The following is a 16357-nucleotide window of genomic DNA, read 5'->3' on the forward strand; positions in this document are numbered from 1 at the left end:
CCGACGACGGGCTTCCGGCACGACGGCATCCGGCGGGGCTGGAGGCCAGGACGTCATGTCGGCACCGTCATCGGTCCCGAAAAGCGGGGCCCGTTGGCGTCCCCCTCAGCCGACGCTGGTCATCTTCGGCAGATGAATGGCGCGGCCGAGTGCCTGCTCGACCAGGTCGAAAGTGTCGATCAGCACGCGCATGCTGACGAGCTTGTCCGCCCTGAACTGGGCGAACTGCGCAACCCGCAAGGAAATCGGCTTGTTGGAATCCAGCGCCGTCAGCGAATAGCGCAGCATCGAGGCGGCGGAATCGACGCCGAGCATGATGCTCTCGCGGTCGAAGCGGCGGACCTGGAAATTGTCGGCGAGCTGGCGGATGACGTCGAGCACGGCGTCCTTGCCCTGGCGCGCGCCGAGGAACGGAAACATGTCGATCGGGCCGTAGAGCGCCCACTCGACGTCCTCGTCGATCAGGGCCTCGATATCCTCGAAATGCCGGTCGTTGATCGCGCGGTGCAATGCGCGCGAGAAACGCCAGAGGCTGTGCTCTGTCATTTTGGGCAGTCCTGAAGCTGGCTTGCGAAAAACGGAAAACAGCCCGATGCACCGGAAACGTGCCGCGGGGCCGTTCAACTCATTTGTATACGAACAAAATACGGGATTTCGGCCGAAACGCAATTCACGTTTTCGCAATGCACAATTGACCGCGTTTTGTGAGATTTACAACAGAACCCCGTAATCTTCCGGTCCCTGCCGGGTGCGGGTTCCCGTTCGATCGCGATCGCATCGTCCTGCAGCGCGAGCAGGCACGAATGTCGTCCTGGCGAAGGCCAGGACCCATTACCCCGACTGCCAATGTGGCGGCACATCGCCACCACCAGCCTGCCCATTGCAGAAGCCGGTGGCTATGGGTCCTGGCTTTCTCCAGGACGACACTTGGGGGATGGCAGGCAGATGGGCAGCGGCGAGCCCTACACCCCGTCCACCCGCGCCCCCGTGATCAGTGGCCCGATCTCGCGCTCCAGCACCTGCTGCACCAGATCGTAGGAATCGATGATCTCGCGGATCTGCGCCACCTGTCCGTTGCGGAAGGTGTAGAACACCGCCATGTCGAACTGCACGACGCGGTCGTTGCTGCGTTTCCTGAAATAGGCGTGCATGTAGGTCGCGACCTCGTCGCCCTCGGCGACGATCTGCGGCGCCTTGTAGCGGACCTCCGAATAGCGCGACCAGACCGTCTGCCAGAGCGCGCGCAATTCGGCCTTGCCGTGGCGCGGCACCATGTGCGGCAGGATGTCGATCGGCGCATGGGTGAGGAAGTCGACGTCGTCGGTGCAGCACGACAGTGCCGCCTCGATATCGCCCCGCGAGAAGGCGTCGAGCAGGTGCACGACGCGCTGGCGATTGAGCTTCTCGACCGTCATTCCTCACGTCCTCATTGGCCGCGTGGCGTTGCGCAACGCTAACGCGCGGTTTCGCGCAGCGGCAATCCGCAAAACCACAGGAGTGTTGCAGTCGATATGACGCGCAAGCGCAATGCCAGGTTCATGGCTGCAATTACGGGTTGAGAATCCGCGCACCTGCACGAATTCATGCCGCGTTCGGCTGCATGGCGCGCGAGGCGTGTGGACCAATGCGCAATGCCGAGGCCGTGCAGGCGCTTGGAACCGCGATGCGCCCGCGCCCGTTGAGACGCCGACACCGCATCCGGAGACACCGATCCATTAAATCCCCGCTTCTAGCCGTCGTCGCCGCCCTTCTCGTGCTCGGCGCAACCTCCGCTGCCAACGCCAAGGGCTGCATCAAGGGCGCCGTCGTCGGCGGTGTCGCCGGCCACTATGCCGGCCATCACGGCGTCCTCGGCGCCGCCGCCGGCTGCCTCTACGGCCGCCACCACGCCAAGGAGCAGGAAAGGCAGCGGCAACAGCAGAGCCAGGTCAACGGGCAGGGGAAGTTGTAGGCGATACTGCGTCGGCGTCATCGGTCTGCTCCCTCGCCCCGCTTGCGGGGAGAGGTGGGGTGAGGGGGAGTCTCCCCGGGGGTGGTGACAGTTCGACTCGCGGAGAGTCCCTCTCACCCGAATTCGAGCTGCGCTCGAATTCGACCTCTCCCCGCAAGCGGGGCGAGGTGAGGGGGCCGCGTGACCCATCTCACATCACCCCTCCGGCGTCGCGGCTATCGTCATCCCCATGTCATCAGGGAGACGTGCCATGGCCGCCACGATCGCCGCGAGAAAGTCCCGCCTGCACAACGCGCTTGAAGGCCTCGCGCTGACCGCGACCCTCCAGAGCTTCCCGACCTTCGCCACTGCCGCGATGCTGCTCAAGCTGCTCGGCAACCACGACCTCGTCGGCGACCCCGGCGTCGCCATCTTCGTCGCAATCGCCTCGCTCGCCCATGCGCTCGTCGCGGTGGCTTTCGGGCCGAGTTTCCCTGCCTTCTTCAAGACCGTCTACGAACCGGAGTTCTTCGAAGCCCATTTGTCGCTCGCCGACAAGATCACCGCCTGGCGCACCCAGCCGGTCGCCTCGCTCCAGCTCGTGACCATCGTGCTGCTGCTGTCGGTGATGGCGGTGGTGACGGCGAGCGTGGGGTGAGGGGCGCGTCGATCTCTCGTCTCGTCATTCCGGGGCGCCGCAAAGCGGCGAGCCCGAAATCCATGGCCACGACTGGCGCGGGTGATACTGCGCCGCCCTACCTCTTCTTCCACCCGCCGCGATGCCCCGGCGCGCCGCCGCTGGAGCGCGGGGTGGGGCCGAACTCCGGCCCCGACTGTCTTGAGTCCGTCGGCTGGATGATCCGGCTCTCGCCGCCGAACGGTTTTGACGGCAGGGCGCGGTTCTCGCGGTAGGGCAACGACTCCGGGCCGTGCATTTCGTCGAGATGCGGCTTGTGCACCTTCGAGCCGCTGCCGCCGCCGCTGGCTTTCAGCGCCGAGCTTACGGTCTTCTTCTTCATGGCGCTGACGGGCAGGTTCGCCGCGTCGCCGTACTTCTTGGTGCCGGCATAGGCGCCGGCCTTGCCCTGCACCGTGCGCTGCTTGGCGGTGGGGTCGTCGACGACCGCGAGCTCGGTGGCGCGCAGGCGCTTGACCTCGTCGCGCAGGCGCGCGGCTTCCTCGAAGTTCAGATCGGCGGCGGCCTCGCGCATGCGGGTTTCCAGATCGGCGAGCACGGCCTCGAAATTGTGACCGATCGAGATGACGTCGTCGGTCATGTCATGGCCGCCGACCTCGACCAGCACGTGGTCGCGCTCGTAGACGGAGTTGAGGATGTCGCCGATCTGCTTCTTCACGCTCTCCGGCGTGATGCCGTTGGCGGTGTTGTACTCGACCTGCTTTTCGCGGCGGCGGTTGGTTTCGGCGATGGCGCGCTCCATCGACCCCGTCATCTGGTCGGCATAGAGGATCACCTTGCCGTCGACGTTGCGCGCGGCGCGGCCGATGGTCTGGATCAGCGAGGTCTCGCTGCGCAGAAAGCCTTCCTTGTCGGCGTCGAGAATGGCGACCAGGGCGCATTCGGGAATGTCGAGGCCCTCGCGCAGGAGGTTGATGCCGACCAGCGCGTCGAAGGCGCCGAGGCGCAAGTCGCGGATGATCTCGATACGCTCGATGGTGTCGATATCCGAGTGCATGTAGCGCACGCGAATACCCTGCTCGTGCAGATATTCGGTGAGGTCCTCCGCCATGCGCTTGGTCAGCACCGTGATCAGCGAGCGATAGCCGGCCTGCGCGGTGGCGCGCACCTCGCCGACGAGATCGTCGACCTGGGTGCGGGCAGGGCGGATATCGACGGGCGGATCGATCAAGCCGGTCGGGCGAATGACCTGCTCGACGAACACGCCGCCGCTCTCGTTCAGCTCCCAGCCGCTCGGCGTCGCCGACACCGCGACCGTCTGCGGCCGCATCATGTCCCACTCTTCGAAACGGAGCGGGCGGTTGTCCATGCAGGAGGGCAGGCGGAAGCCGTATTCGGCCAGCGTCGCCTTGCGGCGGAAGTCGCCGCGGAACATGGCGCCGATCTGCGGGATGGTGACGTGGCTCTCGTCGGCGAAGATCAGCGCGTTGTCGGGCACGTATTCGAACAGCGTCGGCGGCGGCTCGCCGGGTCGGCGGCCGGTGAGGTAGCGCGAATAGTTCTCGATGCCGGCGCAGCTTCCCGTCGCCTCCATCATCTCGAGGTCGAAGGTGGTGCGCTGCTCCAGCCGCTGCGCTTCCAAAAGGCGGCCCTGGTCGTGCAGCTGGTCGAGCCGCTGCTTGAGCTCTGATTTGATCGACTTGATCGCCTGCACCAGCGTCGGGCGCGGCGTCACATAGTGCGAGTTGGCGTACATCTTGATGAATTCGAGCTCGTCCTGCTTGTGACCGGTGAGCGGATCGAACTCCTCGATGGTCTCGATGGTGTCGCCGAACAGATTCACGCGCCAGGCGCGGTCCTCATAGTGCGCCGGGAAGATGTCGATGACGTCGCCGCGCACCCGGAAGGTGCCGCGGGTGAAATCGGCCTGGGTGCGCTTGTACTGAAGCGCGACGAGGTCGGCGATGAGCTGGCGCTGGTCGATGCGCTCGCCCTTCTTCAGCGCAAACGTCATCGCGGTGTAGGTCTCGACCGAGCCGATACCGTAGATGCAGGATACCGAGGCGACGATGATGACGTCGTCGCGTTCGAGCAGCGCGCGCGTCGCCGAGTGGCGCATGCGGTCGATCTGCTCGTTGATGGAGGAATCCTTCTCGATATAGGTGTCGGTGCGCGGAACGTAGGCTTCCGGCTGATAGTAGTCGTAATACGAGACGAAATATTCGACCGCGTTGTCGGGGAAGAAGTTCTTGAACTCGCCATAAAGCTGGGCGGCGAGCGTCTTGTTCGGCGCCAGGATCAGCGCGGGGCGCTGCGTCGCCTCGATCACCTTGGCCATGGTGTAGGTCTTGCCGGAGCCGGTGACGCCGAGCAGCACCTGCGAGCGATCGTTGCGCTCGATGCCCTCGACCAGCTCGGCGATCGCGGTCGGCTGGTCGCCGCGCGGCTCGTAATGCGACTTGATCTCGAAGCGCACGCCGCCTTCGGACTTTTCCGGCCGCGGCGGCCGGTGCGGCGTCCACACCTTCATGGAGCCGTCGTCCTTGCGGAACTCCGGCCGGCCCTCGCGGATCAGCGACTCCAGCGCATCGGCGGTGGCCCTGACGCCGAGCGCCTCCATCTTGCTGCGCGGCGGGCGGGCGAGTGCCTCGGCGTCGTCCTCCTCCGTGGGCAGACCGAGCTGCCGCGCCAGTTCCGGATCGAGCGTCGGGATCGTGGCCGCGGTGCCGTAATTGGCCTGCGGCGCCTCGTCCAGTCCCGCCGGGCGGTCGCTGGGGAAGTCCTTCGGCGTGGAGGCGCGCGCGCGATGCGCGGCGGCCTCGCCTCCGGCGCGGCGGTCGCGCGAATTATCCGGCGGCGGCTGGAGGCCGGTGCCCGATCCAAGCCCGGCATCGCCGCGGTTGATGGCGGGATTGAGCAACTCGGCCAGCGCCGGCCCGATCGGCTGCACGTCAGGGCGATGCGCCTTCGAGTTCGGGGCCTTGGTCTTGGGGGATTTGCCGGATTTTTCGGAGGATGCAGGTTTCTTCGCCATGAGGCGAATATGGGACGAGTCCGCCCCTCAGGAAAGGGCGAATGCCCGTCCGTGCTCAGGCTGCTGACAGCAGGTTGGCAGCAGGCGCAGGATCACGCCGCCGGCAGCGGGCCCTCGCCGTCCCCGGCCGCCTGGTGCGGCTTGAGGATGTCGAGGTGGATCCCGCCGCAATCGGTGCAGCGCATGGTCCAGTACTCGCACCCGGCGCGGCCGCCGATCACGCGAACCACCGTGAGATCGCCGTCGCATTCCGGACAATTCGACAGGACGGTGCGGTCGTAGATCCGAGGCCGCGCGTCGTCGAATTCGATGACTGACATGACCGGTTCCCCCTTCGCTGTCCCTGACCGATTATTCGTCGTCGCTGTCGTCCGCCCGCCGGCGGAAGCGATCGATGTGGTGCTTGGCATCGGCGATCGCGGCATCGCGATCGGGCCAGGCGAAGCCGACTTCCATGGCCGGAAACAGTACGCCGTCGATGGCAACCGGGCTGAAATCGGCGCGCCGGATGCGGGCGTGCCACAGTCCTTTGCCAGCTTCGAAGGATTCGATGTCAAAGCCGTCGTAGATCGTCGTCATTGGTAGTCCCCAGAGTGTCTTGTTCGAGTCTCTTGCTCGAGTGCCCTTGTTGGAGGGGCAGGGGACCACGTTTGCGGATTTCAGGATGTGAAGCCGTTCACAAGGGACGGGGTTTTTTGCCCGCGGAACCGCTGAATTTCAGTTCCGTGGCGAGGTGCGGCCGGTCCGCCTCACCGGGCGGGCGGCAGGTTCCGACGCCGCGCGCATGATCCAGCGGCGGAACGCGGCGAAATCGCGCTGCTCGGTCTGGAAGCTGCGATAGACCAGGTACCAGCGCATACCCTTGGGCACCGAGAGGTCGAACGGCGCTACCAGGCGTCCGGCGGCGAGATCGTCGTCGATATAGGGCCGTATCCCCATGGCGATGCCGAGCCCGTCGGCAGCGGCCTGGAGTGCCTGGCCGTAGAACTGGAACTCGGGCCCGCGCGCATTGATGCGGGCGAGGTTGGCGGCCTTCAGCCAGATCGGCCAGTCCTCGGCTGAGTGCGCGACGCGGATCAGGCTGGGTCCCCTGAGATCGGCCGGCCGCTTCAATGAGGCGGCGAGACGGGGCACGCAGACCGGCGTGAGATCGCCGGCGAACAGCGGTTCGGCGACGAGCCCGGGCCAGTCGCCGGTGCCGAGCTTGATGCCGCAGCTCCAGTCCTCGCCGAACGGCACCGATGCGCCGCCGGTGGTGAAGCGCACCTCGATGTCGGGCTCCTCGCTGCGAAACTCCGACAGGCGCGGGATCAGCCAGCGCATCGCAAAGGTGTGGCCGACGCCGATGGTGAGCACGCGGACGCTGGAGGGCGCCGTCACCTGCGCGGTCAGGCTGGCCAGCGCATCGAAGATCGGCGTCAGCCCGCTCTGATAGGCGCGGCCCGCCTGCGTCAGCACCAGCCTGTTGGCCTTGCGCTCGAACAGTGCGACGCCGAGCCGCTCCTCGAGCAGATGCACCATGCGGCTGACGGCGGCCGCCGACACGTTCAGCTCGACACCCGCCGCAGCAAAGCTGCCGGTCCGCGCCGCCGCCTCGAATGCCTTGATGCCGTTGAGAAACAGCAGCCGCCGCAAATGACCAACCCTCAGGAAAGCTGATGCCAGGGCAAGATAACTCAGTTTGCGAAGTCAGGGCAAGCGAGGCACGTTCCCCTTCGCCTCTCCCCGCGCGCGGCGAGAGGCCGACACGCGAAGCGTGGCGGGTGAGGGGGAGCCTCCGCGAGTCCAACTGCTACCGTCCCCGCGGAGGCTCCCCCTCACCCCACCCTCTCCCCGCAGGCGGGGCGAGGGAGCGCAGGCAGTTTGCGTCCTTCACTCGCTACAGGAGACCCCCACGTGACGCCCATCATGATCGCTGCCCTTGGATTGCTGATGGTCGGCACCGCGTTCCTGTCGGGGCTGTTCGGCATGGCCGGCGGGCTGATCCTGATCGGCGTGCTGCTGGCTTTGATGCCGCTGCCGACGGCGATGGTGCTGCACGCGATCACGCAGATGGCCTCGAACGGCTGGCGAGCCTTCCTGTGGCGGGCGCATATCCGCTGGCGGCCGGTCGCGAACTATATGGTCGGCGCTGCCATCGCGCTCGCGGCCTGGTCGCTCACCCGCTACGTGCCGGACAAGCCGACGGCGCTGCTGCTGCTCGGCATCACCCCGTTCATGGCGCGGCTGCTGCCGACGAACATCAAGCCGGACCCTGACAGGCTCTGGCAGGGCACCGTCTATGGCACGATCTGCATGGGCTTGATGCTGATGACCGGCGTGTCGGGCCCGCTGCTCGACACCTTCTTCCTCGGCGGCGATTTCGGCCGGCGCGAGAAGGTGGCGACGAAGGCGATGTGCCAGCTCGTCAGCCACTTCACCAAGCTGATCTATTTCGGCGGCATCATCGACCAGGCCGCGAGCCTCGATCCCGTGCTCGCCGGCGTCGCGATCGCAGCCTCGATGCTCGGCACCACGCTGGCGCGGCGCATTCTCGAAGCCATGACCGACCAGCAGTTCATCGCCTGGTCGAACAAGCTGATCACCACCATCGCCTGCTACTACGTCGCCTATGGCGGCTGGCTTCTGGTTCGTACCCCGGTGCTGGCGGCCTTCGACAAGGGAGGTTTGCAATGAGCGAGACCGCCGATCCGCTGGTGCTGGACTTCGTCGAATGGGTCGCGCGCGAGCCGCGCGCCTATGCCGAGGTGGTCTCGACCTGGAAGACCTCGTGCCCGCGTCTCACCATCTGGGAAGACGCCGCCGACCGCGGCTACGTCGCTCGCGATACGATTGCCGGCCTCGGGCTGGTCATCGCGGTGACGGAGGATGGCGAGAGGTTTTTGCGCACGCACGGGCGGTGAGCCAAGCGCAGGCGGATGATCCAGTAAACACCGGCAGTAATGCATCTCACGACCGCCGCGGCGTACTGGATGCCCCGCCTTCGCGGGGCATGACAACGGAATTTGGTATGCGCAACCTCTCTCCACATCGTCATTGCGAGCGCCAGCGAAGCAATCCAGAATGTCTCCGCGGCGGCAGTCTGGATTGCTTCGCTGCGCTCGCAATGACGGAGCCCCAGCCATGTCGCTCAAACTGTTCGAACTCGTCGGCACCGACGCCGCGCGCCCCTTCAGCCCGTATTGCTGGCGCACGCGGATGGCGCTGGCGCACAAGGGACTGGCGGCGGAATCGCTGCCCTGGCGCTTCACCGAGAAGAGCGCGATCGCGCCGCACGGCTCGGAGAAGGTCCCGGTGCTCCTGCACGATGGCAAGCCGGTGGTCGATTCCTGGGCGATCGCGAATTATCTCGAAGACAATTTTCCGGATCGTCCGTCGCTGTTCGGCGGCGAGGGCGGCCGCGCCATGGCGCGCATGATCAACGCCTTCGGCGACATCGCCATCGTCGGCGGCATCTTTCCGCTGATCATCGCCGACATCCCGAAGAATCTCGCCGACGTCGATGCCGCCTATTTCCGCAAGTCGCGCGAGGCGCGGTTCGGTGGCAAGACGCTGGAAGAGATCATGGCCAGCCGCGATGGCGGCGTGATCGCCTTCCGCAAATCGCTGGAGGTGATGCGGCAGACGTTCAAGACGCAAGCCTATCTCGGCGGCAGCACGCCGAACTATGCCGACTACATCGTGTTCGGCGGTTTTCAATGGGCGCGGGTGGTGAGCCCGTTCAAGCTGCTGGAGGCGGATGATCCGGTCTATGCGTGGCGCGAGAAGCTGCTCGATGCGTTCGACGGCATGGCGCGGACATCGCCAGGATTTACGGTGTAATTGCCCGCAACTCTCTCCCCAACGTCGTCCTGGCGAAAGCCAGGACCCATACCGCGAGGTCTATCGATCGCGGACGGTATCAGTACCGAGCGACGGGTCTTCGCCAAACATCTCCCTGGGGTAATGGGTCCTGGCTTTCGCCAGGACGACCCCCAGAGTGTCGTGGCGGACCTGCGTATCACTAATAGCGTTGCCTACTCTGCCGCGCCCGCCGCCGCCGCCTTGCGCAGACACTCCCGGCACAGACAATCCTCGCCCTTGACCGGCATCGGCAGTCGCGCGGTTTCCTCCGCGCACCAGCAGGTGCCGGAGAGGTCGCAGCCGAACTCGGTGCCGCAGCGGGAACAGGCGAGGCGGCGCGGTTCCTGCATTGAGGATTCTTTCGGAATTGTCATGATTTGCGCAAAAGCTGTGCCGTCATTTTCACGTCGGGTTCATCTCCCGTTGCGGTATATTATCCGCCGCGCACAGACCAGGAAAGCGGTTGGCAATCCGCGAAGGACAAATCGATGGCCCGCGATTCGCAAGCCGCCCTCGTCGCGCTCAACCGTTTCGGCTTCGGCGCCCGCGGCGGGGCTTCCGGCGATCTGATCAACGCGGCGTCCGATCCGCGCGGTTTCGTGAAGGCGGAACTGGCGCGCCCCAACGGCGTGCTGCTGGAGGCGCCCGGCCTGCAATCGACGCCGCAGCTGGGCCAGGCCGTGTTCGCCTATCAGGACCAGGTCAAGCAGGCGCGCGAGGCCGCCGCCAAGGCCGGCACGCCGCCCGAAGCGCCGCCGCAGCCGCCGGCCGATCAGAAGCCCGGACCGCGCCGCAATCTCTCGCTGAACACGGCTGCGACCGAGATCGCCGGCCAGATGACGGATGCGAAGCCGGCCGACACTGCGGCGAAGCCCGAGACCATGCAGCCGAACATGGCCGCACCGCCGGCTGCCAAGCCGGCACCGCAGCCGCTCAACGTGATCCAGAAGACCTTTCGCACTGAAGCGCTGGCGCGCTTGCAGCGTGCGACGCTGGTCGAGTGCGGTTTCACCGAGCGGCTGGTGGTGTTCTGGTCCAACCATTTCTGCATCTCCGCGAGCAAGGGCGAGCTGGCGCGGATCTGGGCCGGCGCGTTCGAGCGCGAGGCGATCCGCCCGCACGTGCTCGGGCGCTTCGCCGACATGCTCAAGGCGGTCGAGCAGCATCCGGCCATGCTGTTCTTCCTCGACAACCAGCAATCGCTCGGGCCGGACTCGCGCGCGGGGCAAAACCGCAAGCGCGGGCTGAACGAAAATCTCGCGCGCGAGATCATGGAGCTGCATACGCTCGGCGTCGGCGGCGGCTACACGCAGGAGGACGTCACCTCGCTCGCGCGCATCATCACGGGCTGGACCTTTGCCGGAAGGCAAGGCGGGCTCGGCACACCCGGCTCCTTCGCCTTCAACGTCAATGCGCACCAGCCGGGGCCGCAGGTGCTGCTCGGCAAGACCTACGAGCCGACGGGGCTGGCCCAGGGCGAGGCGGCGCTCGCCGACATCGCCCGGCATCCGTCGACCGCGAATTTCATCGCGACCAAGCTCGTCCGTCATTTCGTCGCCGACGATCCGCCTCAGGCATTGGTCGCGCGCCTGCGTGACGTCTTCGTCAAGACCGACGGCGACCTCAAGGCGGTGGCGACGGCGCTGGTCGATTCCGACGAGGCCTGGAAGGCGCCGCTGACCAAGATGCGCTCGCCTTACGACTTCGTGGTCGCGAGCGGCCGGCTGCTCGCGCGCGTGCCGGAGGATCCCGGCGGCTATCTCAACAATCTCAACCTGCTCGGCCAGCCGCTGTGGTCGCCGGCCGGTCCCAACGGTTTCCCGGACACCAGCGCCGCATGGGCGGCGCCCGAAGGCATGAAGCTGCGGCTCGACATCGCCGCACAGATGGGCGCGCGGCTCGGCAACAATATCGACCCGCTCGACCTCTTGGAATTCGCAGCAGCAGACGCGGCCTCCATCGAAACGCGGCGGACGATCGAGCGCGCGGAATCGCGCCAGCAGGCGCTGGCGCTGCTGCTGATGTCGCCGGAAATGCAGAGGAGATGATGATGATCGACTGCGTCGAGAACCGGCTCCTCACCTCGCGCCGCGGCCTTCTGCTCGGCAGCGCCTCCTTCGCGGCCTGGGCCTATTTGCCGAAATTCGCGCGCGCGGCCGACGGTCGCGATCCCAGGCTGATCGTCGTGATCCTGCGCGGCGCGCTCGACGGGCTCTCGACCGTCGCGCCGCTCGGTGATCCCGATTATGCCGGCCTGCACGGATCGATCGCGCTCGCGTCGGACGGCGCGCATCCCGCGATCATGCTCGATTCCTTCTTCGCCCTGCATCCGGCGATGCCGGAGTTCGCGCGGATGTATCGCGACAAGCACGCTGCGGTGATCCACGCGGTGGCGACGCCCTATCGCGACCGCTCGCATTTCGACGGCCAGGACGTGCTCGAAAGCGGCTATGCCGGCCCGGGCAGGGTGCAGTCCGGCTGGCTCAACCGCGCGCTGGAAGCGCTGCCACGCGGCGAGCGCGTCTCGAGCGGTCTTGCGGTGGGGCCGACCACGCCGCTGGTGCTGCGCGGCAACGCGCCGACCGTCGGCTGGGCGCCGGTCGCGCTGCCGCAGGCCGACGACGACACCGCGATGCGGCTCGTCGATCTCTACCGTCACCGCGATCCCGCGCTGGCGATGGCCTTGTCGCAAGGCCTCCAGCTCGACAAGGTCGCGAGCGGCGACGACATGAAGCCGAAGGGCGGCAATCAGGTCGCGCAGATGCGTCAGGTGGCGCGCGGCGCGGCAAAGTTGATGGCGGCCGACGATGGCCCGCGCATCGCCGCGCTCGCCTTCGATGGCTGGGACACCCATGCCAATGAAGGCGGCCCGGTCGGCCGTCTCGCCTTCCTGCTCGGCGGGCTCGACGGCGCGCTCGCCGAATTCGAGAGCGGCCTCGGCGAGCGCTGGCGCGACACGGCCGTGGTCGTCGCAACCGAGTTCGGCCGCACCGCGCGCATCAACGGCACCGACGGCACCGATCACGGCACGGGAACGATCGCGCTGCTCGCCGGCGGCGCGGTGAAGGGCGGCCGCGTCATCTCCGACTGGCCCGGCCTCAAGCCCGCCAACCTCTATGAGGCCCGCGACCTCAAGCCCACCACCGACCTGCGCTCGGTGATCAAGGGCGTGCTGCAGGGCCAGTTCGGTCTGTCGGACCGTGTGCTGGCGGAGACGGTGTTTCCGGACAGCGCAAGCGCAAGGCCGATGAAGGGATTGGTGGCTTAGCCGTCATTCCGGGGCGCGCGTAGCGCGAACCCGGAATCCATACCTCCATACGTTCCGCCGCAAAATGGATTCCGGGCCCGTGCCTTGCGGCGCGTCCCGGAATGACGACATGATGAGCCGAGCATCAGGAGAGACCATCCATGTACATCGCCATGAACCGCTTCCGCGTCGCCAAGGGCTCCGAGGCCGCCTTCGAGCAGGTCTGGCTCTCGCGCGACACGCATCTGGACAAGGTGCCGGGCTTCGTCGAATTCCATCTGCTGCGCGGGCCCGAGCTCGAGGACCACACGCTGTACGCCTCGCACACCGTGTGGGCGAACCATGCGGCGTTCGAGGCCTGGACCAAGTCGGAGGCGTTTCGCGCGGCGCATCACAAGGCCGGCGACAACAAGCCGCTTTATCTCGGCCATCCGCAATTCGAAGGCTTCGAGGTGATGCAGACGGTCGGGCGCGGCGCCAGGTAGCGCCGCGCTTCAAACCTCAGCCCAGCGTGATCTTGTCGATCTCGGCAAGATCATCAGTGCCGAGCTTCCAGGCGATCGCCTTGACGTTCTCCTCGATCTGCTCGACGCGGGTGGCGCCGGCGATCACGCTGGACACCTGCGGGCGTGCGGCGAGCCAGGAGAAGGCGAGCTCAAGCATGCTGTGCCCGCGCGCCTTGGCGAAGGCCTGGAGCTTCTCGACGATGTCCTCGTTGCGCGGCGTGACGTAGCGGTCGCGCAGCCGCGGCACCTTGCCGAAGCGGGTGTCGTCAGGCGCGCTCTCGCCCTTCCGGTATTTGCCGGTCAGAAGTCCGCTTGCGAGCGGGAAGAACGGCAACAGGCCGAGCTTGTATTCCTGCGCGGCCGGCAGCAGATCCTTCTCGATGTCGCGCACGACCAGGGAATATTCGTCCTGGCAGGAGACGAAGCGGCTGACATTCATCGCGCGCGCGACGTACTCCGCTTCGGCGATCCGCCAGGCCGGAAAGTTCGAATTGCCGATGTAGCGGACCTTGCCCTGCCGGACGAGATCGTCGAGCGCGCGCAAGCTCTCCTCGATCGGCGTCAACGGGTCATAGTCGTGCTGCTGGTAGAGATCGATGTAATCGGTCTTCAGCCGCTTCAGGCTCGCTTCCACCGCGTTCATGATGTAGCGGCGCGAGGCGCCCTGCTTGGTCCCGTCCTCCGCCATCGGCTTGGAATATTTCGTCGCCAGCACGATGTCCTTGCGGCGATCGCCCAGGACAGTGCCGAGCACGTTTTCCGAGCCGCCCATGTTCGAATAGATGTCGGCGGTGTCGAACAGCGTGATGCCGAGGTCGAGCGCGCGATGGATCACCTTGCGCGAGGTCTCGAGGTCGGTGCGCTGGCCGAAATTGTTGCAGCCGAGCCCGACCGCAGACACGCGAAGGCCGGAGGCGCCGAGATTGCGAATTTCCATGGGAGGTCCTGTCAGATGAGCAGCGGCGTATTGTGACCACCGTGCGCCGCAGCAGCAAGCTGCTCACCGCGCTGCTGCCATGCCGACAGAGCGGACAAAAAAATGCGGCCCCTGTCAGACGCGGCGACTGACGGGGACCGCTTTGGGGCGCTTGATCGGTGACGGGGGGCCTGATCAGACGCAGGTATGAGCGTAGTCCCGCTATGTAACGCGCCGGTGACAGAGGGAGTTATCCACAGGCATCCGCGTCACGCCGAAAAGTCAAATGCGGGAAGTTCGTCATGGCCGGGACAGGCCCGGCCATGACGACGCCGAAGCTCAGTGCCCCAGGCGCGATATGCGATTGCTCTGCCGCGGTTCGATCAGAAGATCTTGCGATAGACGATGAAGCCGGACCGCTCCGCGACCTTGTCGTACAGGCGCTGCGCCGTGACGTTGGTCTCGTGCGTCTGCCAGTAGACCCGCGGCGATCCCGCCAGTTTCGCCCGCTCGTACACGCCGTGGATCAGCGCCGAGGCGACGCCCTTGCCGCGCGCGGCCTCCAGCGTGAACAGGTCCTGCAAATAGCAGGACGGCTCGATCGCGGTGGTGCTGCGATGGAACAGGTAGTGCGTCAGCCCGAGCAGCCGGCCGTCGCTTTCGGCGACCAGCGCATGCACGGGTTCATAGGCGTCGAAGAAGCGCTGCCACGTCATCTTCGTGATCTCGCCAGCGAGCGCGGTCGGGCCCGAGCGGCCGTAGAAGGCGTTGTAGCCGTCCCACAGCGGCAGCCATTGATCGTAGTCCTGCTTGGTGACGGGGCGAACGGTGAGGGGCATCTGGAAATTCCGCGATCGATGAGGCGACCTTCATACGTGATGAAGGGCGCGTCGATCAATCGCGCTGTGACGCTATTCGGCGACGCGCAAATAGCGGATCAGGTTGCGGCTGGTGGGATCGCGCAGCGAGCGGTAGTAGTCGGCGCGCGAGGGCGCATCGGTGTGGCGCACGAGGTCGGTCACCGGGGTGTAGCTTAGCATGCGCCCGCCGTCGGGCAGTGCGGCGCAGACGAAGCGCAGCACCTCGCCGCTGCGCAAGGCGATGTTGATCGGCGTGGCATCGCCGATCCGCACCATCTCCATGCGCTGCGCGATGAAGGTGCCGAGTTCGTCCTCCGGCAGCTCGAACGCGCCGGTGTCGCGGCCGTGATACATCAGCGCGATGAAGGGCGGCTTGCCGTCGGCGATGTCGTCCGGCACCGCGAAATAATCACGGAACGCGCGGTTGATGAATTCGGCGCGCGTCTCGGCATCGAGCAGCACGATGCCGATATCGACCTGGTCGAGCGCGGCCGACAGCCGCGCGGCGGTGGCGTGGCTCTGGCGCTCGGCGGCAAAGGTGTCGAGCAGCCGTTCGCGCATCAGGCCGGTGATGCCTGCGGTGCCGGCGGTCGTCACTGCGAGGAGGCCGAGCTGGACCAGATCCGCGGTCGCAAAGGGCACGGCGCGGTGGGTGAGGAAGAGCAGCGCCGCGCCGATGACGGCGAGGGCCGCGCTGGCGATGGCGGAGGCGAAACCCGACAGCGCGCCGGCAAGCGCCACGATGCAGACGAACAGCGGCGCGGGCGAGGGGACAGAGCGATCAAGCAGGATCGCCAGCAGCAGGGTCGCCGCTGTCAGCACCGGACCGCAGATCGCACGCCATCCGAGTCGCATGGCCTGTCTCGTTCCTCCCTGAACGAGCTAAGGCGCCGATACTGACTGATCGTTGCGCCGGTGCGGTGTGAATTCGTGCGAAACGCTTAAGGGCGGCTTGCGGCGGCGCGCAAAGCTTTCGGATGATTTTAGACCAAGTGCGCGTACCTGACGCGTTGCTGCAACGCGGGCGCATTCAGCGTCGAGGTGCCCGAGCTCTTGCGCATGCCGGTGAAAATCAACAGCGATGCCGCGACCAGGATGGCCGCAGTCAGGGTGATTGCAACGACTACCACAGGTGACTTCATCGACGTCCTGTCGCGATGCCGGTCGGCGCGGGTCACGCGGCGCCCTGAAGGCTGGTCCAGGATGAAACGGGAATCAGACCGGCAGGCCCATCGCCATGGTCGCCTGCACCGTCAGGGTGACGATCAGGCACAGCGAGAGCGCGGCGACGGCGAGCGAGGCCGCGACCGCGTTGGTCAGCCGGGGAGACGAAACGGTAGCGGGTTGGCCCTGAAAGCCTGCCGTGCCGGACGCCCGAATCATG

General features: G+C 66.5%; 20 protein-coding genes. 8 read left to right on the top strand and 12 right to left on the bottom strand.

The window, feature by feature from the left end; translation table 11 throughout:
* Positions 1 to 105: 105 nt before the first annotated feature.
* Positions 106 to 546, bottom strand: a complete 441-nt coding sequence (locus BM118_RS29340) for a nuclear transport factor 2 family protein (RefSeq protein ID WP_092189853.1) — start codon at positions 544 to 546, stop codon at positions 106 to 108.
* 416 nt (positions 547 to 962) lie between these two features.
* Positions 963 to 1415, bottom strand: coding sequence for a nuclear transport factor 2 family protein (locus tag BM118_RS29345; RefSeq protein ID WP_092189855.1), 453 nt, complete (start codon positions 1413 to 1415; stop codon positions 963 to 965).
* 299 nt (positions 1416 to 1714) lie between these two features.
* On the opposite strand from BM118_RS29345, the gene BM118_RS42465 reads away from it, so the two are divergent.
* Together BM118_RS42465 and BM118_RS29355 are read left to right on the top strand one after the other, a co-directional pair.
* Entirely contained in the window at positions 1715 to 1951 is a 237-nt protein-coding gene (locus tag BM118_RS42465; protein WP_092190213.1) for a hypothetical protein, read from the top strand.
* Between the two features lie 250 nt (positions 1952 to 2201).
* Entirely contained in the window at positions 2202 to 2588 is a 387-nt protein-coding gene (locus BM118_RS29355) for a hypothetical protein (RefSeq protein WP_092189857.1), read from the top strand.
* Between the two features lie 97 nt (positions 2589 to 2685).
* Here the strand turns inward: BM118_RS29355 and uvrB are convergent, their stop codons facing one another.
* The 4 genes from uvrB to BM118_RS29375 form a co-directional block, all read right to left on the bottom strand.
* On the bottom strand, positions 2686 to 5601 hold the full coding sequence (gene uvrB / locus BM118_RS29360) for an excinuclease ABC subunit UvrB (protein WP_092189859.1): 2916 nt from the start codon (positions 5599 to 5601) through the stop codon (positions 2686 to 2688).
* A gap of 92 nt (positions 5602 to 5693) precedes the next feature.
* A complete protein-coding gene (locus BM118_RS29365) occupies positions 5694 to 5921 on the bottom strand; it encodes a hypothetical protein (RefSeq protein WP_092189861.1) in 228 nt (75 codons plus the stop codon).
* A 31-nt stretch (positions 5922 to 5952) separates the two neighbouring features.
* The gene (locus tag BM118_RS29370; protein ID WP_027548436.1) at positions 5953 to 6180 is read right to left on the bottom strand and encodes a hypothetical protein; all 228 of its coding nucleotides are present in this window, start codon (positions 6178 to 6180) and stop codon (positions 5953 to 5955) included.
* A gap of 138 nt (positions 6181 to 6318) precedes the next feature.
* The gene (locus BM118_RS29375; RefSeq protein ID WP_092189863.1) at positions 6319 to 7236 is read right to left on the bottom strand and encodes a LysR substrate-binding domain-containing protein; all 918 of its coding nucleotides are present in this window, start codon (positions 7234 to 7236) and stop codon (positions 6319 to 6321) included.
* A gap of 261 nt (positions 7237 to 7497) precedes the next feature.
* Between BM118_RS29375 and BM118_RS29380 the strand changes: the two genes are divergently transcribed.
* The 3 genes from BM118_RS29380 to BM118_RS29390 all read left to right on the top strand — a co-directional run bounded on the left by BM118_RS29380 (position 7498) and on the right by BM118_RS29390 (position 9423).
* The gene (locus tag BM118_RS29380; protein ID WP_092189865.1) at positions 7498 to 8277 is read left to right on the top strand and encodes a sulfite exporter TauE/SafE family protein; all 780 of its coding nucleotides are present in this window, start codon (positions 7498 to 7500) and stop codon (positions 8275 to 8277) included.
* A complete protein-coding gene (locus tag BM118_RS29385) occupies positions 8274 to 8504 on the top strand; it encodes a hypothetical protein (RefSeq protein ID WP_092189867.1) in 231 nt (76 codons plus the stop codon). Before BM118_RS29380 ends, BM118_RS29385 begins: the two co-directional genes overlap by 4 nt.
* 220 nt (positions 8505 to 8724) lie before the next feature.
* A complete protein-coding gene (locus BM118_RS29390) occupies positions 8725 to 9423 on the top strand; it encodes a glutathione S-transferase family protein (protein ID WP_177234805.1) in 699 nt (232 codons plus the stop codon).
* 194 nt (positions 9424 to 9617) lie between these two features.
* Here the strand turns inward: BM118_RS29390 and BM118_RS29395 are convergent, their stop codons facing one another.
* A complete protein-coding gene (locus BM118_RS29395; RefSeq protein WP_092189871.1) occupies positions 9618 to 9818 on the bottom strand; it encodes a cysteine-rich CWC family protein in 201 nt (66 codons plus the stop codon).
* A gap of 114 nt (positions 9819 to 9932) precedes the next feature.
* Between BM118_RS29395 and BM118_RS29400 the strand changes: the two genes are divergently transcribed.
* The 3 genes from BM118_RS29400 to BM118_RS29410 all read left to right on the top strand — a co-directional run bounded on the left by BM118_RS29400 (position 9933) and on the right by BM118_RS29410 (position 13176).
* Positions 9933 to 11492 (top strand): DUF1800 domain-containing protein, encoded by a 1560-nt coding sequence (locus tag BM118_RS29400; RefSeq protein ID WP_177234806.1) that lies wholly within the window; start codon positions 9933 to 9935, stop codon positions 11490 to 11492.
* A 2-nt stretch (positions 11493 to 11494) separates the two neighbouring features.
* Positions 11495 to 12712: a DUF1501 domain-containing protein gene (locus BM118_RS29405; protein ID WP_177234843.1), complete on the top strand. Its 1218-nt coding sequence runs from the start codon at positions 11495 to 11497 to the stop codon at positions 12710 to 12712.
* 140 nt (positions 12713 to 12852) lie between these two features.
* Positions 12853 to 13176 (top strand): antibiotic biosynthesis monooxygenase family protein, encoded by a 324-nt coding sequence (locus tag BM118_RS29410; RefSeq protein WP_092189875.1) that lies wholly within the window; start codon positions 12853 to 12855, stop codon positions 13174 to 13176.
* 16 nt (positions 13177 to 13192) lie between these two features.
* On the opposite strand, the gene BM118_RS29415 is transcribed toward BM118_RS29410, so the two are convergent.
* From BM118_RS29415 to BM118_RS41805, 5 genes are all read right to left on the bottom strand, one after another.
* Positions 13193 to 14134, bottom strand: a complete 942-nt coding sequence (locus BM118_RS29415; protein WP_092189877.1) for an aldo/keto reductase — start codon at positions 14132 to 14134, stop codon at positions 13193 to 13195.
* 362 nt (positions 14135 to 14496) lie between these two features.
* Positions 14497 to 14952 (bottom strand): GNAT family N-acetyltransferase, encoded by a 456-nt coding sequence (locus tag BM118_RS29420; protein ID WP_092189879.1) that lies wholly within the window; start codon positions 14950 to 14952, stop codon positions 14497 to 14499.
* A gap of 72 nt (positions 14953 to 15024) precedes the next feature.
* A complete protein-coding gene (locus BM118_RS29425) occupies positions 15025 to 15828 on the bottom strand; it encodes a PAS-domain containing protein (RefSeq protein WP_092189881.1) in 804 nt (267 codons plus the stop codon).
* 128 nt (positions 15829 to 15956) lie between these two features.
* Entirely contained in the window at positions 15957 to 16151 is a 195-nt protein-coding gene (locus BM118_RS29430; protein ID WP_092189883.1) for a hypothetical protein, read from the bottom strand.
* 37 nt (positions 16152 to 16188) lie between these two features.
* Entirely contained in the window at positions 16189 to 16356 is a 168-nt protein-coding gene (locus BM118_RS41805) for a hypothetical protein (RefSeq protein ID WP_177234807.1), read from the bottom strand.
* Between the last annotated feature and the right edge of the window lies 1 nt (position 16357).

This window comes from Bradyrhizobium sp. cf659 (genome assembly GCF_900113725.1).
Lineage (GTDB): Bacteria > Pseudomonadota > Alphaproteobacteria > Rhizobiales > Xanthobacteraceae > Bradyrhizobium.